The 15,608-nt window shown below is 65.1% G+C and carries 10 protein-coding genes; 6 read left to right on the top strand and 4 right to left on the bottom strand.

Annotated elements, in window-relative coordinates:
- Positions 1–85: 85 nt before the first annotated feature.
- The gene (locus IB273_RS31220; RefSeq protein ID WP_192225859.1) at positions 86–2,200 is read left to right on the top strand and encodes a TonB-dependent receptor family protein; all 2,115 of its coding nucleotides are present in this window, start codon (positions 86–88) and stop codon (positions 2,198–2,200) included.
- A gap of 621 nt (positions 2,201–2,821) precedes the next feature.
- On the opposite strand, the gene IB273_RS31680 is transcribed toward IB273_RS31220, so the two are convergent.
- The 3 genes from IB273_RS31680 to IB273_RS31210 all read right to left on the bottom strand — a co-directional run bounded on the left by IB273_RS31680 (position 2,822) and on the right by IB273_RS31210 (position 6,395).
- Positions 2,822–3,010, bottom strand: coding sequence for a transporter (locus IB273_RS31680; protein WP_263866318.1), 189 nt, complete (start codon positions 3,008–3,010; stop codon positions 2,822–2,824).
- Positions 3,011–3,054: 44 nt separating this feature from the next.
- A complete protein-coding gene (locus IB273_RS31675; RefSeq protein WP_318652520.1) occupies positions 3,055–3,336 on the bottom strand; it encodes a transporter in 282 nt (93 codons plus the stop codon).
- Between the two features lie 359 nt (positions 3,337–3,695).
- Complete coding sequence (locus tag IB273_RS31210; protein WP_192225858.1) at positions 3,696–6,395, bottom strand: LuxR C-terminal-related transcriptional regulator; 2,700 nt, start codon at positions 6,393–6,395, stop codon at positions 3,696–3,698.
- A 255-nt stretch (positions 6,396–6,650) separates the two neighbouring features.
- On the opposite strand from IB273_RS31210, the gene IB273_RS31205 reads away from it, so the two are divergent.
- A complete protein-coding gene (locus IB273_RS31205; protein ID WP_192225857.1) occupies positions 6,651–7,397 on the top strand; it encodes an SDR family NAD(P)-dependent oxidoreductase in 747 nt (248 codons plus the stop codon).
- Positions 7,398–7,613: 216 nt separating this feature from the next.
- Here IB273_RS31205 and IB273_RS31200 read toward each other — a convergent pair whose 3' ends face one another.
- Positions 7,614–8,720 carry an MBL fold metallo-hydrolase gene (locus IB273_RS31200; protein WP_192225856.1) on the bottom strand — a complete coding sequence of 369 codons (1,107 nt, stop codon included), beginning with the start codon at positions 8,718–8,720 and terminating at the stop codon, positions 7,614–7,616.
- A 201-nt stretch (positions 8,721–8,921) separates the two neighbouring features.
- Between IB273_RS31200 and IB273_RS31195 the strand changes: the two genes are divergently transcribed.
- From IB273_RS31195 to IB273_RS31180, 4 genes are all read left to right on the top strand, one after another.
- Positions 8,922–10,613 carry a DUF1302 domain-containing protein gene (locus tag IB273_RS31195; RefSeq protein ID WP_192225855.1) on the top strand — a complete coding sequence of 564 codons (1,692 nt, stop codon included), beginning with the start codon at positions 8,922–8,924 and terminating at the stop codon, positions 10,611–10,613.
- Positions 10,614–10,782: 169 nt separating this feature from the next.
- Positions 10,783–11,844, top strand: a complete 1,062-nt coding sequence (locus tag IB273_RS31190) for a WD40/YVTN/BNR-like repeat-containing protein (RefSeq protein ID WP_192225854.1) — start codon at positions 10,783–10,785, stop codon at positions 11,842–11,844.
- Between the two features lie 25 nt (positions 11,845–11,869).
- Entirely contained in the window at positions 11,870–14,329 is a 2,460-nt protein-coding gene (locus tag IB273_RS31185; protein WP_192225853.1) for an efflux RND transporter permease subunit, read from the top strand.
- Between the two features lie 69 nt (positions 14,330–14,398).
- Entirely contained in the window at positions 14,399–15,547 is a 1,149-nt protein-coding gene (locus tag IB273_RS31180) for an acyl-CoA dehydrogenase family protein (RefSeq protein ID WP_192225852.1), read from the top strand.
- Positions 15,548–15,608: the final 61 nt, after the last annotated feature.

Below are 15,608 nucleotides of genomic sequence, written 5' to 3'. Positions count from 1 at the left end.
AGCCACATGGTCGGCATCGTGCTGCTGGCCAAGGGCATGTTCTACCTGAGCTGGTAAGCCAGATTTCGTGCAGACGGAGCTTGTCATGAGTCGTTGCTTGTCCCCCAAACGCCACTTCCCTTCGAAAATCTCATTTCCCCTGCTGGCCCTCGGCCTGCTGCCGGTGGCGGCGTTGGCGGAAGATCGCATCGAACTGGAGCCGATGCAGGTCAGCGGGAAAAGCCCCGCGCCGGTCAGCGTTTCGGCGCAGACCGAAAGCGAGCGCCTGGCCCGCGTGCCCGGCGGAACCAATCTCGCCGAGCCGCAGCAGGAGACGCGCCTGGCGACCCTGCGCGACGCGCTGGACTACCAGCCCGGCCTGGTGATCCAGGACTTCTTCGGCGGCACCGATCAGCCGCGCCTGAATATTCGCGGCTCGGGTATCCAGAGCAACCCGGTCAACCGCGGCGTGCTGTTGTTGCAGGACGGCCTGCCGCTCAACGAGGCGGATGGCTCCTTCATCATCGGTCTGCTGGAGCCGCGCAACGCCTCGTGGATCAGCGCCCGACGCGGTGCAAACGCCGGCAGCCCCGGTGCGACTGCCCTGGGTGGCGAACTGGAGTTCAACTCGCTGACTGGCGCCGACGAAGCCGGACGCGTCCGACTGGAGACCGGCAGTTTCGGCCGCCAGGGCTTGCAGGCCGCCGCCGGGCTGGATGGAGGCGGGCACGATGCGCGGGTGAGCGTCAGCCATGACGAGTACGATGGCTATCGCCATCACTCCGCTTCCCATCGCACGGTGGTGCAGAGCAACGTCGGCCTAGACCTGGGCAACGGCGTTCAGAACCGCAGCTACCTGTCCTACAGCGACCTGACCTTCGAGATCCCCAACGTCATCACCAAGGCGCGCTTGAAGGATGATCCACGCAGCGTGCTGGGCGACGGCAACACCCCGCAGGACCGCCTGCTGAACATCTACAAGCGCGATCCGCACCGCGACACCCAACAACTGCGCCTGGCCAACCGTACGCAGTGGAGCGGTGCGGGCTGGCAGCAGAGCTTCGGCGTCTACGGGCAGAACACCCGGGACGACTTCACCGACCCGCTCAGCCACACCCTGACCGACAGCGATACTCTCGGCGCGCAATGGCTTTTCGAAGGCGAACAGCGCCTGTTCGGCTATCGCCTGGGCGCCAGTTGGTCCTACAGCGACATGACGCGCGAGCTGTATGCCAACAATCCGCAGAACGGCAGCCGCATGCAGCGCTTCGGCAACTTCGGCCTGGAGGCGTCAAACCTGGATCTGCTGCTCGGCGTGGACTGGCACCTGGCGCCGGACTGGACACTGGTCACCGAGGTGAAGTGGAGCGATGTCCGCCGCGATGCGGACTCGCGTGACGGCGCCGGTCACCTCGATCAGGGCTGGAACTTTGCAACGCCGAAGATCGGCCTGAACTGGACGCCGAGCCCTGACCTGCGCTGGTACGCCAACATCAGCCGCAGTCATGAAGCGCCGACATTCTGGGAAATCATTTCCGCCGAAGTCTCTCCCGTGGCCCCCGCAGCGGCACAAGCGCAACTGGTCAACCTCGACGTGCAACGCGCTACCACGTATGAGATCGGCGGTACCGGACGCGTCGCCCAGACCGACTGGAGCCTGACGCTGTACCAGAGCGACGTGGAAGACGAACTGATCTCCACCAGCGACTCCTACGGGGTGAAGGTGGGAACCTACAACTACGGATCACGTACCCGCCACCGCGGTGTCGAAGCGGGGCTGAACGGCCTGCTGCCGACCTCGGCCAGCATCGGCGGCGACCTGGCCTACCGAGTGGCCTGGACCTTCAGCGACTTCCGTTTCCGTGGCGGCGAGTTCCAGGGCAACCAGATCGCCGGCGTGCCGCGTCAGCTCTGGGCGGCGGAGCTGCTCTACCGGCGCGGGCTTTGGAGCGTCGGACCGAACCTGCGCTGGCTGCCGCAGGACACTCCGACCGACCACGCCAACACCCGCAACAACTATCAGGATTCCTACGCGCTCTGGGGGCTCAAGGCCAGCTATAAGGCCCGCGAAGGACTGAGCGTCTACGTGCAGGGCGACAACCTGGCGGACAAGACCTACGCCAGCAGCTATGTGATCCGCAACCGTGCCGATGCCAGCCAGCCGACCTTCCTCAGTGGCAACGGGCGCAGCCTGAGTGTGGGGGCGGAGTACGCCTTCTAGGATGGCTGTCTGCGGTGCAATGAACCGCGGTGAGGGTGGTGGGCCTTCGCCGTTATCAGAAGATACCGAGCAGGTTGGGCAAAATTGTGTAGCTTCTGGTCATACACCAGCCGGGCTGCACCCGTGCCAACCCGACGGCGATGCTGGATTGGTTCTCTATCTTCGGTGTGGGCTATTCCGGAGGAGGAGGCGAACGTCTGTTCGGAGCATCCGATTGCGCTGACCACCGTGCTGCGACTCATTGGGATCCTGATGGTAAGGCACTGCGGTGGTCCATGGGTTCGAAACATGGGTGATCTGAAACGCAATCTCCGTAGCGGGCAGGATTGTCTCAGTCGAATCGAGGGCAAACCTAGGTTAAAGATGCCCGGCTACGCGATGCGCAACCGGGCATCAGCCAAGTCATGATGTCCTTGTGGCTGGCGCACCGGTTTCTTGTAAGGTCGGAACGCTCCGAGAGCTTGGATGAAACCGCTACGCCATGGCAGCGAGACGAGCCTGAATCGACATTCTCCTGCTGCTCAACTTGTCTTTGTGGATGTCCGCTCCTGGCCGATTGCTGCCTCTGAGGAGAGGCAGCTACCGACCCATAGCGGACATCTTTGCTTCTCTCTAGGCGTTCTAGCCTTCCGCGCGGTTGTTGGCGTCGAACTCGTAGTAGCCCTTTAGGTTTGCGTACCAGCTGTCCTTGCACACCTTGAGGAAGTGCCCAACCTGCGGCCCCACGGCGCAGACCTGGGACTTGAAGTCGCCGAGCACCGCGCCGCGGACGGAGTCGCCGGTGACTTGACGGTAGAGGTAGCCGACCAGGCCGAGGTGAGTGTGCGGGGTGACGAAGTGCGAGGCGCTCCAGTCTAGGTGGCGTCAATACCGCTCTGATAGTGCGTGTCGGTGTTTTCCCGTTTGTAGGTCGTGCCGGCCACCAAGGAGAGCTCATTGTCCTTGTTGAAGTTGGTGTTGACGCCGCCGGCGCCCGGTGAGGTATGGCCCAGCCCCAGGTTGACCAGGCGATTTGGGTCGTAGGCGCCGGTCGGCAAGTTGCCCATGCTATAGACCATGAAGTTGTGCTCGCTGCGGTTCCATTTCAGCGTGCAGGCGACAAAGAGATCGCTGGTGCCCTCCAGGCTGGTCGGCACCGATGTCGGCACTTGCGTGGTAGTAGATTAAAAGAAAGCTCCAACCCGGTTCTGCCGGCACGGCGGCCAGGGTGCTAAGCGCGCTAGGCAGCCAGATGCTGACGCCGCCCGTACCGTTGCCGTTGGCAACAAGAGGGACAGGCCCAGCGCCATCCAGGTCATGCTCTTGCGCTTCGCCACCTCGTCTATTGGCTCATCCCACATCGGACGGTCATGCCGTGTGGCCCGCCAGCAGAGCGGATGCCAGGAGCCTCGACGCAATTTGAATGGAGTGGGGGTACGGGGATGCGAGCGTGGTTGGGCGTATTGGCATCAGGAGCGTCGCACCCATCATGGCACGACGCAGGCGAGAGGCGGCGCTAGTCGATTAGGTTGTGGTTCTTCGCCCAGACCATGGCGTCGTAGCGGCTGGAGACGCCAAGCTTGGCGAAGATGTTGCGCAGGTTCCACTTCACCGTTTCCAGGGTGATGTCCAGGGTAAGTGCGATGCGTTTGCTCGACATGGCCTGGGCCACCAGAGCGAGGATCTCGATCTCGCGCTTGGTCAGCACCGCCTGGGTCTTAGCCGGCTGGACGCGGCGCGTGCGCGGCTGGCTGGCGTTGACGGCGAACGGATCGTTGAGCTTGCCGAGCAGCTCCTCGGCGTAGGCCAGCACTTCGCCCTCGACGGCCTGTTCTTCGACCAGGCGAGCGAGCAGCTTCTCCGACAGTGCGCCTTCGTCGATGAAGGTCCGGACTAGGCCGAAGCGTTGTCCGGCGGTTACCGCCTGGCGCAGGTGCTGCATTGCTTCCTCTGGACGCTTGAGGTCGTCTAGGGCGGAGGCGGTGAGCAGCTCGACGAGTGTCAGCAGGCGGCCGCGGTCGAACGCTTGCGCATACGCTCGGACGATCTGCAGCTGGGCAAGCGTCTGTGTCGAATCCTCTGTCTTCAGGTAGCGGGCGCGGGCGAGCGCGGCGATCGCCGGCAACTCGGCGCGGGCGCCACGCTCGCTCGCGTGCCGGCGCACCAGGTCATCGAGGGTTTCCAGCAGTTCGCCGGCGCGGTTGCGGCTACCCTTGAGCAGCAGCACGCGAATCTGTTCGGCCACTAGGTGGGCCACAGGGCGGACCTGGCCGAGGCAGCGCAGATGGGCGATCTGCTGTTCGAGGAAGCTCAGTGCGGCCTCGGTGCCTTTCTGCAACAAGTCGAGGCGGACGCGGGTGAGGTTGGTGCGCACTATCACGTCCGGCACCGAGGAGTGCAGCAGGCCGAAACGGTTGGCGATGGTCTCGCGGGAGTCGTCGATGCGGTCGAGTTCGTAGAAGGCCTCGGTCAGGGCGCTGGCGCACAGGTTCGCGCAGATGGAGCGGCTGCCGCCCTCGCGGGTGGCATGTTCGAGCAACTGCGAGGCGACCGTCGCGAACTCGCGGACATAGCCGGCGGCGATCAGGTTGGTGGTGTTGGTGAACTCGGCAACCATCGCCGTGTCGTTACCGCGGTCCTCCGGCGGAATGGGGTATTGGTCGTGCAGGCGGCGGGCATCGGCGTAGCGCCCGGCAGCTGTGTAGGCGACCGTCAGGGCGAGCAGCAGCACATAGCGCAGGAATGGGTTTTCCAGGCTGGCATCGCGTACCGGTTCGAGCACTTCAATGGCCAGTTCGGTGTCGTCGTCCTGCACGGCGATTGCGCCACGAATCAGCGGGAGGCCGCTGGCGATGTCCGGATGGGCTCGCAGGTCGCTGTTCTGTAGATGCTGCAGCCAGGCCTTCGCCCGCGCCGGACGGGATGTCAGTGACACAGTCAGGCAGGCAAGGAAGAGCAGGCGCTGGTGGCGGAACAGCACGTCCTCTGGCAGGCGCTCCAGCAAGTGCAGCGTCGGGCTCAGGTATTCCAGGCTCCAGGTGGCTGGCGCGGAACGCTCAATGACCTGGGTGGCGAAGTCGATGTCCTCGCCCAGGCTGGCGTGGCGTAGCGCCTCGGTCAGGCAGCGATGCTCGGCAAACCAGCGCGCGCCGCGCCGGTGCAACTGCTGCAGGTCGCCACCGTGGCGTGCCAGGCGGCTGGTGAGAAATTCGCCGAACAGCGGGTGGAAGCGGTACCAGGGCAGGCGATCATCCGAGTCGACCCGGTAGATCAGCAGGTTTTCGTCTTCCATGCGCTTGATCAGCCTGCCGGCCTCTTCGCTGTCAGTGACCGCTTTGGCCATGGGGGCGTTGAAGCGGCGGAAGATCGAAAGCGCCTCGGCGAACGCAACGAGTTCGGCCGGTAAGTGCTCCACCACTTCCTCGCTAAGGTAGGTCTGCAGGTCGCTGGAACGCCAGACCAAGTCGTGGAGGATGGCGCGAGAGTCCGGGCGGTTCTTCAGCATGATCACGATTAGCTGCAGGCAGGACGGCCAGCCGCTGGTCAGCTCATGGATCAGACTCAGTTCGTCGGCGTTGAGCTTGTCTCGCCCCAGGTTCTCCTCGATGAAGGCGCGGGTTTCGGTGGCGTCGAACGGCAGGGTGACACTCTCGATCTCCACAACCTGTTGCATCACCCGCAGCCGCGACAGGCTCAGCGGCGGTGCTACCCGAGAGGCGATCACCAGGTGCAGGTTGCCCGGCCCATGGTCGAGCAGTTTCTGGATCAGCTTGTGGGCCAGCGGTACCTCGACGTGGTGGTAGTCGTCGAGGATCAGGTAGAGCTCCTTCGACAGGTTTTCCGCGCCCTCGACAACGGCGGCGACCATGGCGTCCATTGCCGAGGCCGTGCCGTCCTCCTGCAGCAGGTCGAAGTCCAGGGCGATGCCCAGGCGGCGCAGGGCCTCGATGAGCGCCGTGCAGAACGGAGCATAGCCCTTGTCGTCGCTCGTCAGCGATATCCAGGCGACTTCCGCGCCGGCCTTCAGGCGGTCCTGACGCCATTGCGCGAGCAGGGTCGTCTTGCCGTAGCCGGCGGCGCCGGTGATCAGCGCGAGCCGGCATTCGTGCATCTGGTCCAGCTGAGCGATCAAGTTGTTGCGCGGCACGTGCTTGGTACCGATGCGCGGCGGCGAAAACTTGGTCGAAGCCAGGTGGCGGGCGGGATTAATTGTCATTTTTTCCCTGGAAATACTAGTGGCCGGGAGCGCGAACGGAACTCGGCGGCATTCGCGGGCAGGCATGAAAACGGCTATTCGAGTGACCGTACTGGAGTGCCAAAAGTGCGTCAAGAACCTCTAATACAGCGCACTTCCGAGGCGTTGGCAGGCGTCCGCAAGGGGAGGGGACGCGCCGAAAACACCCTGCTTATGCTCGTTGATCCGCGCCCATTGGGCGCCCATTCAATGGGTAAGCGTAGGAGAAACAAGCGCATGAAGCTGGACAACAAGGTAGCGATCGTCACTGGGGCTGCTTCTGGGCTCGGGCTGGCCACCTGCAGGGCGTTGGCCACTGCAGGTGCACGTGTGGTGGGCCTGGATCTCGACCAGGCTCGCCTGAACGAGGCGCTGGGAGAGGGCGTCCGCGGCATCAGTGTGGACGTTTCCAGCGAGGAGAGCGTCAAGTCGGCGATCGACACCGTGGTCGCCGAGTTTGGCGCCATCCATGTCGCGGTCAACTGCGCCGGCATCCTCGGCCCGTGCAAAACCCTCTCCAAGGGCCAGCCGTTCCCCAGCGACCTGTGGAGCCGCGTGCTGGCGGTCAATTTGACCGGCACCTTCAACATCATTCGCTACGCTGCCCTAGCGATGACCGCCAACCAGCCCGAGGACACTGGCGAGCGTGGGGTGATCATCAACACCGCATCCGGCGCTGCCCGCGAAGGGCAGATGGGCCAGGCGGCCTACAGTGCGAGCAAGGCTGGGGTGATCGGCATGACCCTTCCGATCGCCCGCGACCTGGCCGAGCACGGCATCCGCGTGGTGACGTTGGCGCCGGGGCTGTTCGAGTCCGGCATGTCGGCCGGTATGCCGGCGAAGGTCTCCGAGAGCATTGTCAGCAGTCTGCTGTTCCCGCGGCGCATGGGGCAGCCGAGCGAGTTCGCCGCGTTGGTCCGTCACGTGGCCGAGAACCCCTACTTGAACGCGCTGACCCTCGATATCCAGTGCGGCACCCGCTGACACAGGCCTGAATGGCCTGTATCCCGATGTTCTGGGGGCGGGCTGTTTCGCCCGGACGGCGCCGCGAGGCGCCGTTTTCGTTGGCCTAGGTAGGCTCTATTGCAGCAGACAGTTTCCTTAGCGCCTGGAGCAATGCCGGTGGCATCGTCATCGGGCGGCGCGTCGGGATCGCCTGGGCGTAGGCAGAGGTGTCGAGAGACCCGGGTTCGGGGTTGCTCATCCTTGTTCGTTATCTCGAACCAGCGATTCGGTGACCCGGGGAGTCAATCGATACCAGACGACGCCGTGCTGATCGGTTTCCGTACATAGTTCGCCGCGCTGCTGCAGGTGATTCAGATGCGCGAGGCTTTCGCCGGTGGCGAGGCCCATCAGGCCGATGTCGTTGGCTGGGATCTGCCGGGCGAAGAGCAGCTCGAAGACATCTACCGCTCGCCTTGGACGATCCAGTCCTCGACGCACCCGATCGAGCGCGCGTTGCAGGCTGGACTCCAGCTGGGCCAGGCGCGCATGCAGGCCGCGGAAGGGTTCGCCATGTGCCGGTAGCACCAGCACCTCGTCGCTGACGCGTTCGCGCAGCATGGCCAGCGAATCGAGCCAATCGCTGATGGGGTCGGCATCCGGCTCGCCGGGATGTACCGAAATATTGGAGGAGATCTGCGGCAGCACTTGGTCGCCGGATATCAGCAGCTTGCGTTTGGCTTCGTAAAGACAAGCGTGTTCCGGCGAATGGCCTGCCCCAACCACGACTTCCCATTCGTGCTCACCAATACGCAGGCGCTCGCCATCGCTCACGCGGCGGAAGCTCTCCGGAAGCGGCCAGAGCATATGGCCGAAAGTGTTGGCGCGCTCCCGGTTCAGCGCAAGCGCGGCTTCGCTCCAGCCGGCGCGCTGGAGGAACGCCTGGGTTTCCTTGGAGGGGCCGAGGCCGCTATCGCCTGCAAGCATCCGGCATTGCAGGTACTCCAGGCGCGTCATCCATAGACGGCAGGCGAAGCGCTCGCCAAGCCAGCCAGCCAGACCGATGTGATCCAGGTGCATATGCGTTCCTAGCACGCGAGTCACCGGCCTGCCACGTAGTACTCCGTCGAACAATCGCTCCCAGGCCTGGCGGGTGTCGTTGCTGTTGATTCCGGTGTCCACCACGGCGACGCCAGGGCCGTCTTCGAGCAGCCACAGATTGATGGTCGGAACGTAGATTGGCAGCGGCATGCAGGTCCAGTGCACGCCCGGAGCCACCTCACACCACTCGCCGATGGCGGGCGGGCTGCCACAGGGAAAGCACAGTGCGTCATCGGCGGCAAGCGGGGCGAACTCTTTGTTCATTGCGGATCCTCCAAAGCGGGCTGGCAAGCCGGCCATGTGACGAGTTTCGCCCGGTAGGGAGGGGGGGACGCCCCCATTTAATAGGGGGGAGAGAATCGGGTCGTCGCTGCACCCTTGCCCCACTCGATCACTGATTGAGCTTCTTCCTGGTTCGGTGCCGTCGGCCCGAGCCTTGGTTAATCGAGGGGAGAGAGGAAAAAAATGGCGAACAAGAAGAACAAGATGAAGCAGAGTCGACCCGTTCCACACAAGCTGAGCACGAGCATCCTGATGGTGTGCGCAATGAGTTGGAGCACCGCGCATGCCGTCGAGATCGACACCGGTAACGACGATCTGAAGCTACGCTTCGACAACACCTTCCGCTACAACCTGGGCAAGCGGGTCGAGAACCAGAGCACTCCGATCCTGAAGAACCCGAACTACGACGACGGCGATCGCAACTTCAAGAAGAACAGCATCGTCAACAACCGCCTGGACATCCTCAGCGAGTCCGACCTGGTCTACAAGGACAAGTACGGTGCCCGCATGAGTGCCGCGCTCTGGTACGACGACGCCTATTCCGGTGGGCTGGACAACGACAGCCTGGCGACGTCGAACCACCTGGGCAGCGACGGCAAGCCGGCCCTGGGCCTGAGCCGCTACGCCAACCGCTACTACGAAGGTCCGTCGGGCGAGATCCTCGACGCCTTCGTCTTCGGCACCTTCAACCTGGGTGACTCGCCGCTGCAGCTGCGTGCCGGTCGGCATACCGTGAACTGGGGCGAGTCGTTGCTGGGCAGCGGCGCGATCAATGGCATTTCCTATGGCCAGGCCCCGCTCGACCAGGGCAAGGCGCTGGCCCTGCCGGGTATCGAGGCGAAGGAACTGTACATCCCGCGCACGCAGCTTTCGGCGCAGTTCCAGGCCACGCCCGAGTGGTCCTTCGGTGCGCAGTACTTCCTCGAATGGCGCCCCACGCGCGTGCCGGAGTCGGGTTCCTACCTGGGCTTCTCCGACATCTATCTGCAGGGCGGCGAGTCCTACATCCTCAGCCCGAAACTGCGTGCCACGCATGGCGACGACATCGAGCCCAAGGATGTCGGCGACTGGGGCCTGATGGCGCGCTGGAGCCCGGAATGGCTCGACGGCACTCTCGGCTTCTACGTGCGCAACTTCTCCGACACCGTCCCGCAGGTCATTCTGTTGCAGGCCAAGCAGCCGCAGTACTTCATGAACTACGCCTCGGACATCGACATGTACGGCATCAGCCTGTCGAAAGAGGTGGCCGGCATCAGCTTCGGCGCGGACCTGAACTACCGCCACAACATGCCGCTGGCCAGCAGTGCGGCGGTGGTCACTTCCTCCAAGGCGCTGCCGGATGACGGCGACATCCTCGGCGCCCGTGGTGACACCCTGCACGGTGTGGTCAACGCCCTCGGCTCGATCAGCTCCAACCCGCTGTTCGATTCCGCGACCTGGGCCACCGAACTGACCTGGAGCCACTGGGTCTCGGTGAGCTCCGACCCGATGAACCTGTTCAAGGGCAGCTCTAAGTACCGTTCGGTGTCCACCAACATCGATGCCGTCGACCGCAACGCCTACACCATGGCGGTGAACTTCACGCCAACCTGGTACCAGGTGTTCCCCGGCGGCGACCTGTCGATGCCGGTCAGTTACTCGGTAGGTCTGAACGGCAACTCAGCAGTCGCCCTAGGCGGCAGCGAGGACGCCGGCAGCTACGCCGCGGGCTTGGGCCTGGACCTATACAGCCGCTACCGCTTCGACCTGAAGTATGTCGACTACTTCGGCGACTACTCGAAGAACGCCAGCGGTGCGGCGCTCACCCCCAACGGCAGCCAGGCGCTGCTCGAGGACCGCGGCGCCGTCTACTTCACCTTCAAAACCAGCATCTAAGCGCTGGTCCGGGCCGCGTGGCGACGCAAGGCTTTCGTCGCCACACGCTGCGCCCGGATGGCGAAGGAGGCGGACACACGCCTCCTTTCGCTATTGCCAACCTCGGCATTCCCGCCGTCCTGCCATGAGCTGGCCGGCAGCCGAGGCGAATTCGATGTGAGGGCAATCGATGTTCAGAATCACTTTCGCGGCGCCGCTGGCGCTCGGCCTGGCCGTCCTGGCAGGCCAGGTGCAGGCGCAGCCGACCTTCGTTCCGCCGCTCGCGCAGCCGGCCGTGCAGTCGCCGATGGCCGCTCGCGTACCGCTCAACGCCCTGGTGCTGGCCGGCCAGCGCCTGGTTGCCGCTGGTCAGCGTGGCCACATCCTGTATTCGGACGACGGCCAACACTGGAACCAAGCACAGGTGCCGGTGAGCTCGGACCTGACCGCTCTGGCCTTTCCCAGTTCCAGCCAGGGCTGGGCGGTAGGCCACGAGGGCGTGATCCTGCACAGCGACGATGGCGGCCGCACTTGGAGCCGGCAGTTGGACGGTCCACAGATCGCCGATCTGCTGATGCGCCAGTACGGCCACCCAGCCGATCCCGCCGATCCGGAGGCCGCGCGCCTGCAGCGTGACGCCGAGGCCGCCGTGGCGCAGGGCGCCGACAAGCCGCTGCTCGACGTGTGGTTCGAGGACGAGCGCAACGGCTATGCCCTAGGCGCCTTCAACCTGATCCTGCGCACAAGCGATGGCGGCCAGCACTGGACGCCTTGGCTAGAGTACGTCGCCAACCCTCGCGGCATGCACCTGTACGCCATGCGCCCGGCGATGGGCACGCTGTTCGTGGTCGGCGAGCAGGGCCTAGTGCTGAAGTTCGACGCCGCGACGCAACGCTTCCTACCGCTGGAGTTTCCCTACCAGGGCACGCTCTTCGGCCTGGTCGGCAGTGCCGATGCGGTGCTGGTCTACGGCTTGCGCGGCAACGCCTACCGCAGCATCGACGGCGGTGCTAGCTGGCACAAGGTCGAGACCGGCACCGACGCCGGCCTCACCAGTGGCGCGGTGCTCGCCGACGGCACCATCGTGCTAGCCAGCCAGGCCGGCGAACTGCTGCACTCCCGCGATGGCGGAGCAACCTTCCAGCGCGTGAAGCTGGCCCGCGTCGCGCCGAACTTCGCGGTGGCGCCGGCGCCGCAGGCGGGCGTCGCGTTGGCTGGCATCGGTGGTGTGCGCCTAGAGCGCGCGCAGTGAGAACAAAGGTATTCGGGGTAACGTGATGACTGCGACCAATTCCACCGACAAGCTGCTGAGAATCAGCGACCTGCGGGATTTCGACCACGCTTCGGGCAGCCGCCTGGAGCGCCTGATCTTCAACAATCGACTGCTGGTCGTGCTGCTTTGCGTGCTCGTCAGCGGGCTGCTCGGCTGGCAAACGCGCGGGCTGACGCTCAACGCCGCCTTCGAGAAGACCATCCCGCACAACCAGCAGTACATCCGCAACTTCCTGGCTAACCGCGACGAGCTCAAGGGCCTGGGCAACGCGGTGCGGGTGGTGGTCGAGAATCGCAAGGGCGACATCTTCGACCCGGCTTACCTGCAGGTGCTCAAGCACATAAATGACGACCTTTTCCTGACCCCGGGCGTCGACCGTGCCAACGTGAAATCGTTGTGGATGCCGGTGGTGCGCTGGAACGAGGTCACCGAAGAGGGGTTCGCCGGCGGCCCGGTGATGCCGGACAACTATTCCGGCTCGCCCGCCAACATCGAGCAACTGCGGCAGAACATAGGCCGCGCGCAGCTGCTGGGCAACCTGATCGGCAGCGACTACCGCTCGAGCATGGTGTTCGTCCCGCTGCTGGACAGGGATGCCGAGAGCGGCAAGGCCATCGACTACTGGGAACTGTCCAAGCGCCTCGAAGCGATTCGCGCCAAGTACGCCGGCGCCCAAGGCAGCGCCGACATCCAGGTGCACATTGTCGGCTTCTCCAAGGTAGTCGGCGACCTGCTCGACGGCCTCAGCCAGATGATCCTCTACTTCGCTGTGGCTGCGGCCATCGCCGCGGCGATCATCTTCGCCTGGACCCGCTGCCTGCGCAGCACGCTGCTGGTGCTGGGCTGCTCGTGCGCCGCGGTGCTCTGGCAGCTGGGGCTGATCGCGCTGCTGGGCTACGAGCTGGACCCGTATTCGATCCTGGTGCCGTTCCTGGTCTTCGCCATCGGCGTGTCGCACGGCGCGCAGAAGATGAACGGCATCATGCAGGACATCGGTCGCGGCACTCACCGCCTGGTGGCGGCGCGCTATACGTTCCGCCGCCTGTTCCTTGCCGGTCTGACCGCGCTGGCCGCCGACGCCGTGGGCTTCGCCGTGCTCATGCTGATCGATATTCCGGTGATCAAGGACCTGGCGATCACCGCGTCCATCGGCGTCGCGCTGCTGGTGTTCACCAACCTGATCCTGCTGCCGGTGATGTTGTCCTACACCGGCGTCAGCCCCCACGCCGCCGCACGCAGCCTGCGTGCCGAGCAGCGCGAGATCGGCGGTGTCTGGACACTGCTGGAGCGCTTAACCGAGCGGCGCTGGGCCACGCTGCTGCTGGCCGGTGCGGCCGTGCTGGCGGCGGGCGGCTTCGCGGTGAGCACGCACCTGAAGATCGGCGACCTGGACGCCGGCGCTTCCGAGTTGCGCCCGCATTCGCGCTACAACCTGGACAACGCCTACATCACCGGCAAGTACACACTCTCCAGCGACCAGTTCGCGGTGATCGTCAAGACGCCCGCCGAGGGCTGCCTGGACTACAGGACGCTGATCGAGGTCGACCGTCTGGGCTGGACCCTGCAGCAGGTGCCGGGCGTGCAGAGCACCGTTTCGCTGGCCGACGCCGTGCGCAAGATCACCGCCGGTTCCTACGAGGGCAGCAACAAGTGGCTGACCCTGTCGCCGAACCAGGACGTGCTCAACTACGCAGCGCGTACCGCGAGCACCACCAACCCCGAGCTGTTCAACACTGAGTGCTCGATCATGCCGGTGGTGGCCTACCTCGCCGACCACAAGGCCGACACGCTGGAGCGGGTGGTCGATGCGGCCTCGCGCTTCGCCGACGAGCACAGCACGCCGGAGCGCCAGTTCCTTCTCGCTGCCGGCACCGCCGGCATAGAGGCGGCGACCAACATCGTGGTGGAGAAGGCCAACTTCAGCATGTTGCTGTACGTCTACGCGGCTGTGGTGGTGCTGTGCTTCATCACCTTCCGCAGCTGGCGCGCGGTGATAGTCGCGGTCGTGCCGCTGGTGATCACTTCGGTGCTTTGCGAGGCGCTGATGGTACTGCTGGGCATCGGCGTGAAAGTCGCCACACTGCCGGTGATCGCGCTGGGCGTCGGCATTGGCGTCGACTACGCGCTCTACCTGCTGAGCATCCAGCTGGCCAGCCAGCGCAACGGTGCGAGCCTGGCCGAAGCCTACCGCGAAGCCCTGCGCTTCACCGGCAAGGTGGTGGCGCTGGTCGGCGTCACCCTGGCCGCCGGTGTCGTCACCTGGGCCTGGTCGCCGATCAAGTTCCAGGCCGACATGGGCATCCTGCTGACCTTCATGTTCGTCTGGAACATGCTCGGCGCCCTGGTTCTGATCCCCGCGCTCTCGCACTTCCTGCTGCGCGGCCGCGGCGAGCCCGGCCGCCGCGTCGCGGCCTCGCCGGTGCAGGCTGAACGGCACGATCAACCGATAGCCCGTTGCGTTTGACCATCCTGCCGGCGGCGCCCTTGCGCGCCGGCATTCCTGACGATTCACGCTGATTTCGAGGTAAGCACCATGACCGATACATCCGCTGTCTTCCTGAGCGAGCAGGAACTGCTGATCCGCGACTCGGCGCGCAAGGTCGCCGCCGAAGTGGTGGCACCCACCGCCGCCGAGCGCGACCGCACCGCCGCCTGGCCGCGCGCCGAACTGCAAGCCGTGGCCGAGCAGGGCTTCCTGGGCATGCTGGTGCCCGAAGAGTACGGCGGCTCGGGCACCAGCTTCGTCGAGTACTGCCTGGCCATCGAGGAATTCGCTGCCGCCGACACCGGCTTCGCCACCCTGATCCACGTGCACAACTCGGTGGGCATGGCCATCGCCCGCCTGGGTAACGAGGAACAGAAGCGCAAATACCTTCCGGGCATCGCCGACGGCAGCCGCATCGGCGCCTTCCTGCTCAGCGAGCCGCATGCTGGCTCGGACACCGGCGCCTTCCGGACCAGCGCGCGCCGCGACGGCGACAGCTACGTGCTCAACGGCAGCAAGCAATTCATCTCCAACGGCAGCGAGGCCGGGGTCGGCCTGGTGCTGGCGGTGACCGACAAGAATGCCGGCAAGCGCGGCAGCAGCCTGCTGATCGTCGACCCGCAGGAGCATCCTGGCTACGTGGTGGCCTGCGTGGAGCACAAGATGGGCCAGCGCTCGGCGCACGTTGCGCAGATCCAGCTGGACGACTGCCGGATCCCGGCCAATAACCTGCTGGGCGAGGAGGGCAGCGGCTACCGCGCCGTGATGGGTTCGCTGTCCGAAGGGCGCGTGGCCATCGCCGCAGTGGCTACCGGTACGGCCCGAGCCGCGCTGGATGCCGCGGTGAAGTACGCCAAGGAGCGTGAAGCCTACGGCGCGCCGATCATCCAGCTGCAAGGCGTGGCCTTCGACCTGGCTGACATGGCGACCCGCGTGGAGCTTTCGCGCCAGTTCCTGCTGCACGCCGCGCGCCTGTGCGAGGCCGAGGTGCCATGCGCCAAGGAAGCCTCGATGGCCAAGCTGTTCGCCAGCGAGATGGCCGAGCAGGTGTGCTCCGACGCGCTGCAGGTCCACGGCGGCTATGGCTACCTCGCCGATTTCCCGGTGGAGCGCTACTGCCGCGATGTGCGGGTGACCAAGATCTATGAAGGCACCAGCCACATCCAGAAGCTCATCATCTCGCGCAACCTGGCATAAGGCTTACCCCTCCCCGTGGGGGGAGGCGCTCTGCCGCGTGCGCGGCATAGGCTTGCACGAT

Source organism: Pseudomonas sp. PDM19, from assembly GCF_014852215.1.
GTDB lineage: Bacteria > Pseudomonadota > Gammaproteobacteria > Pseudomonadales > Pseudomonadaceae > Pseudomonas.
Note: the sequence above shows the minus strand (reverse complement) of the source record. Positions and strands in the feature narration are given on the sequence as shown.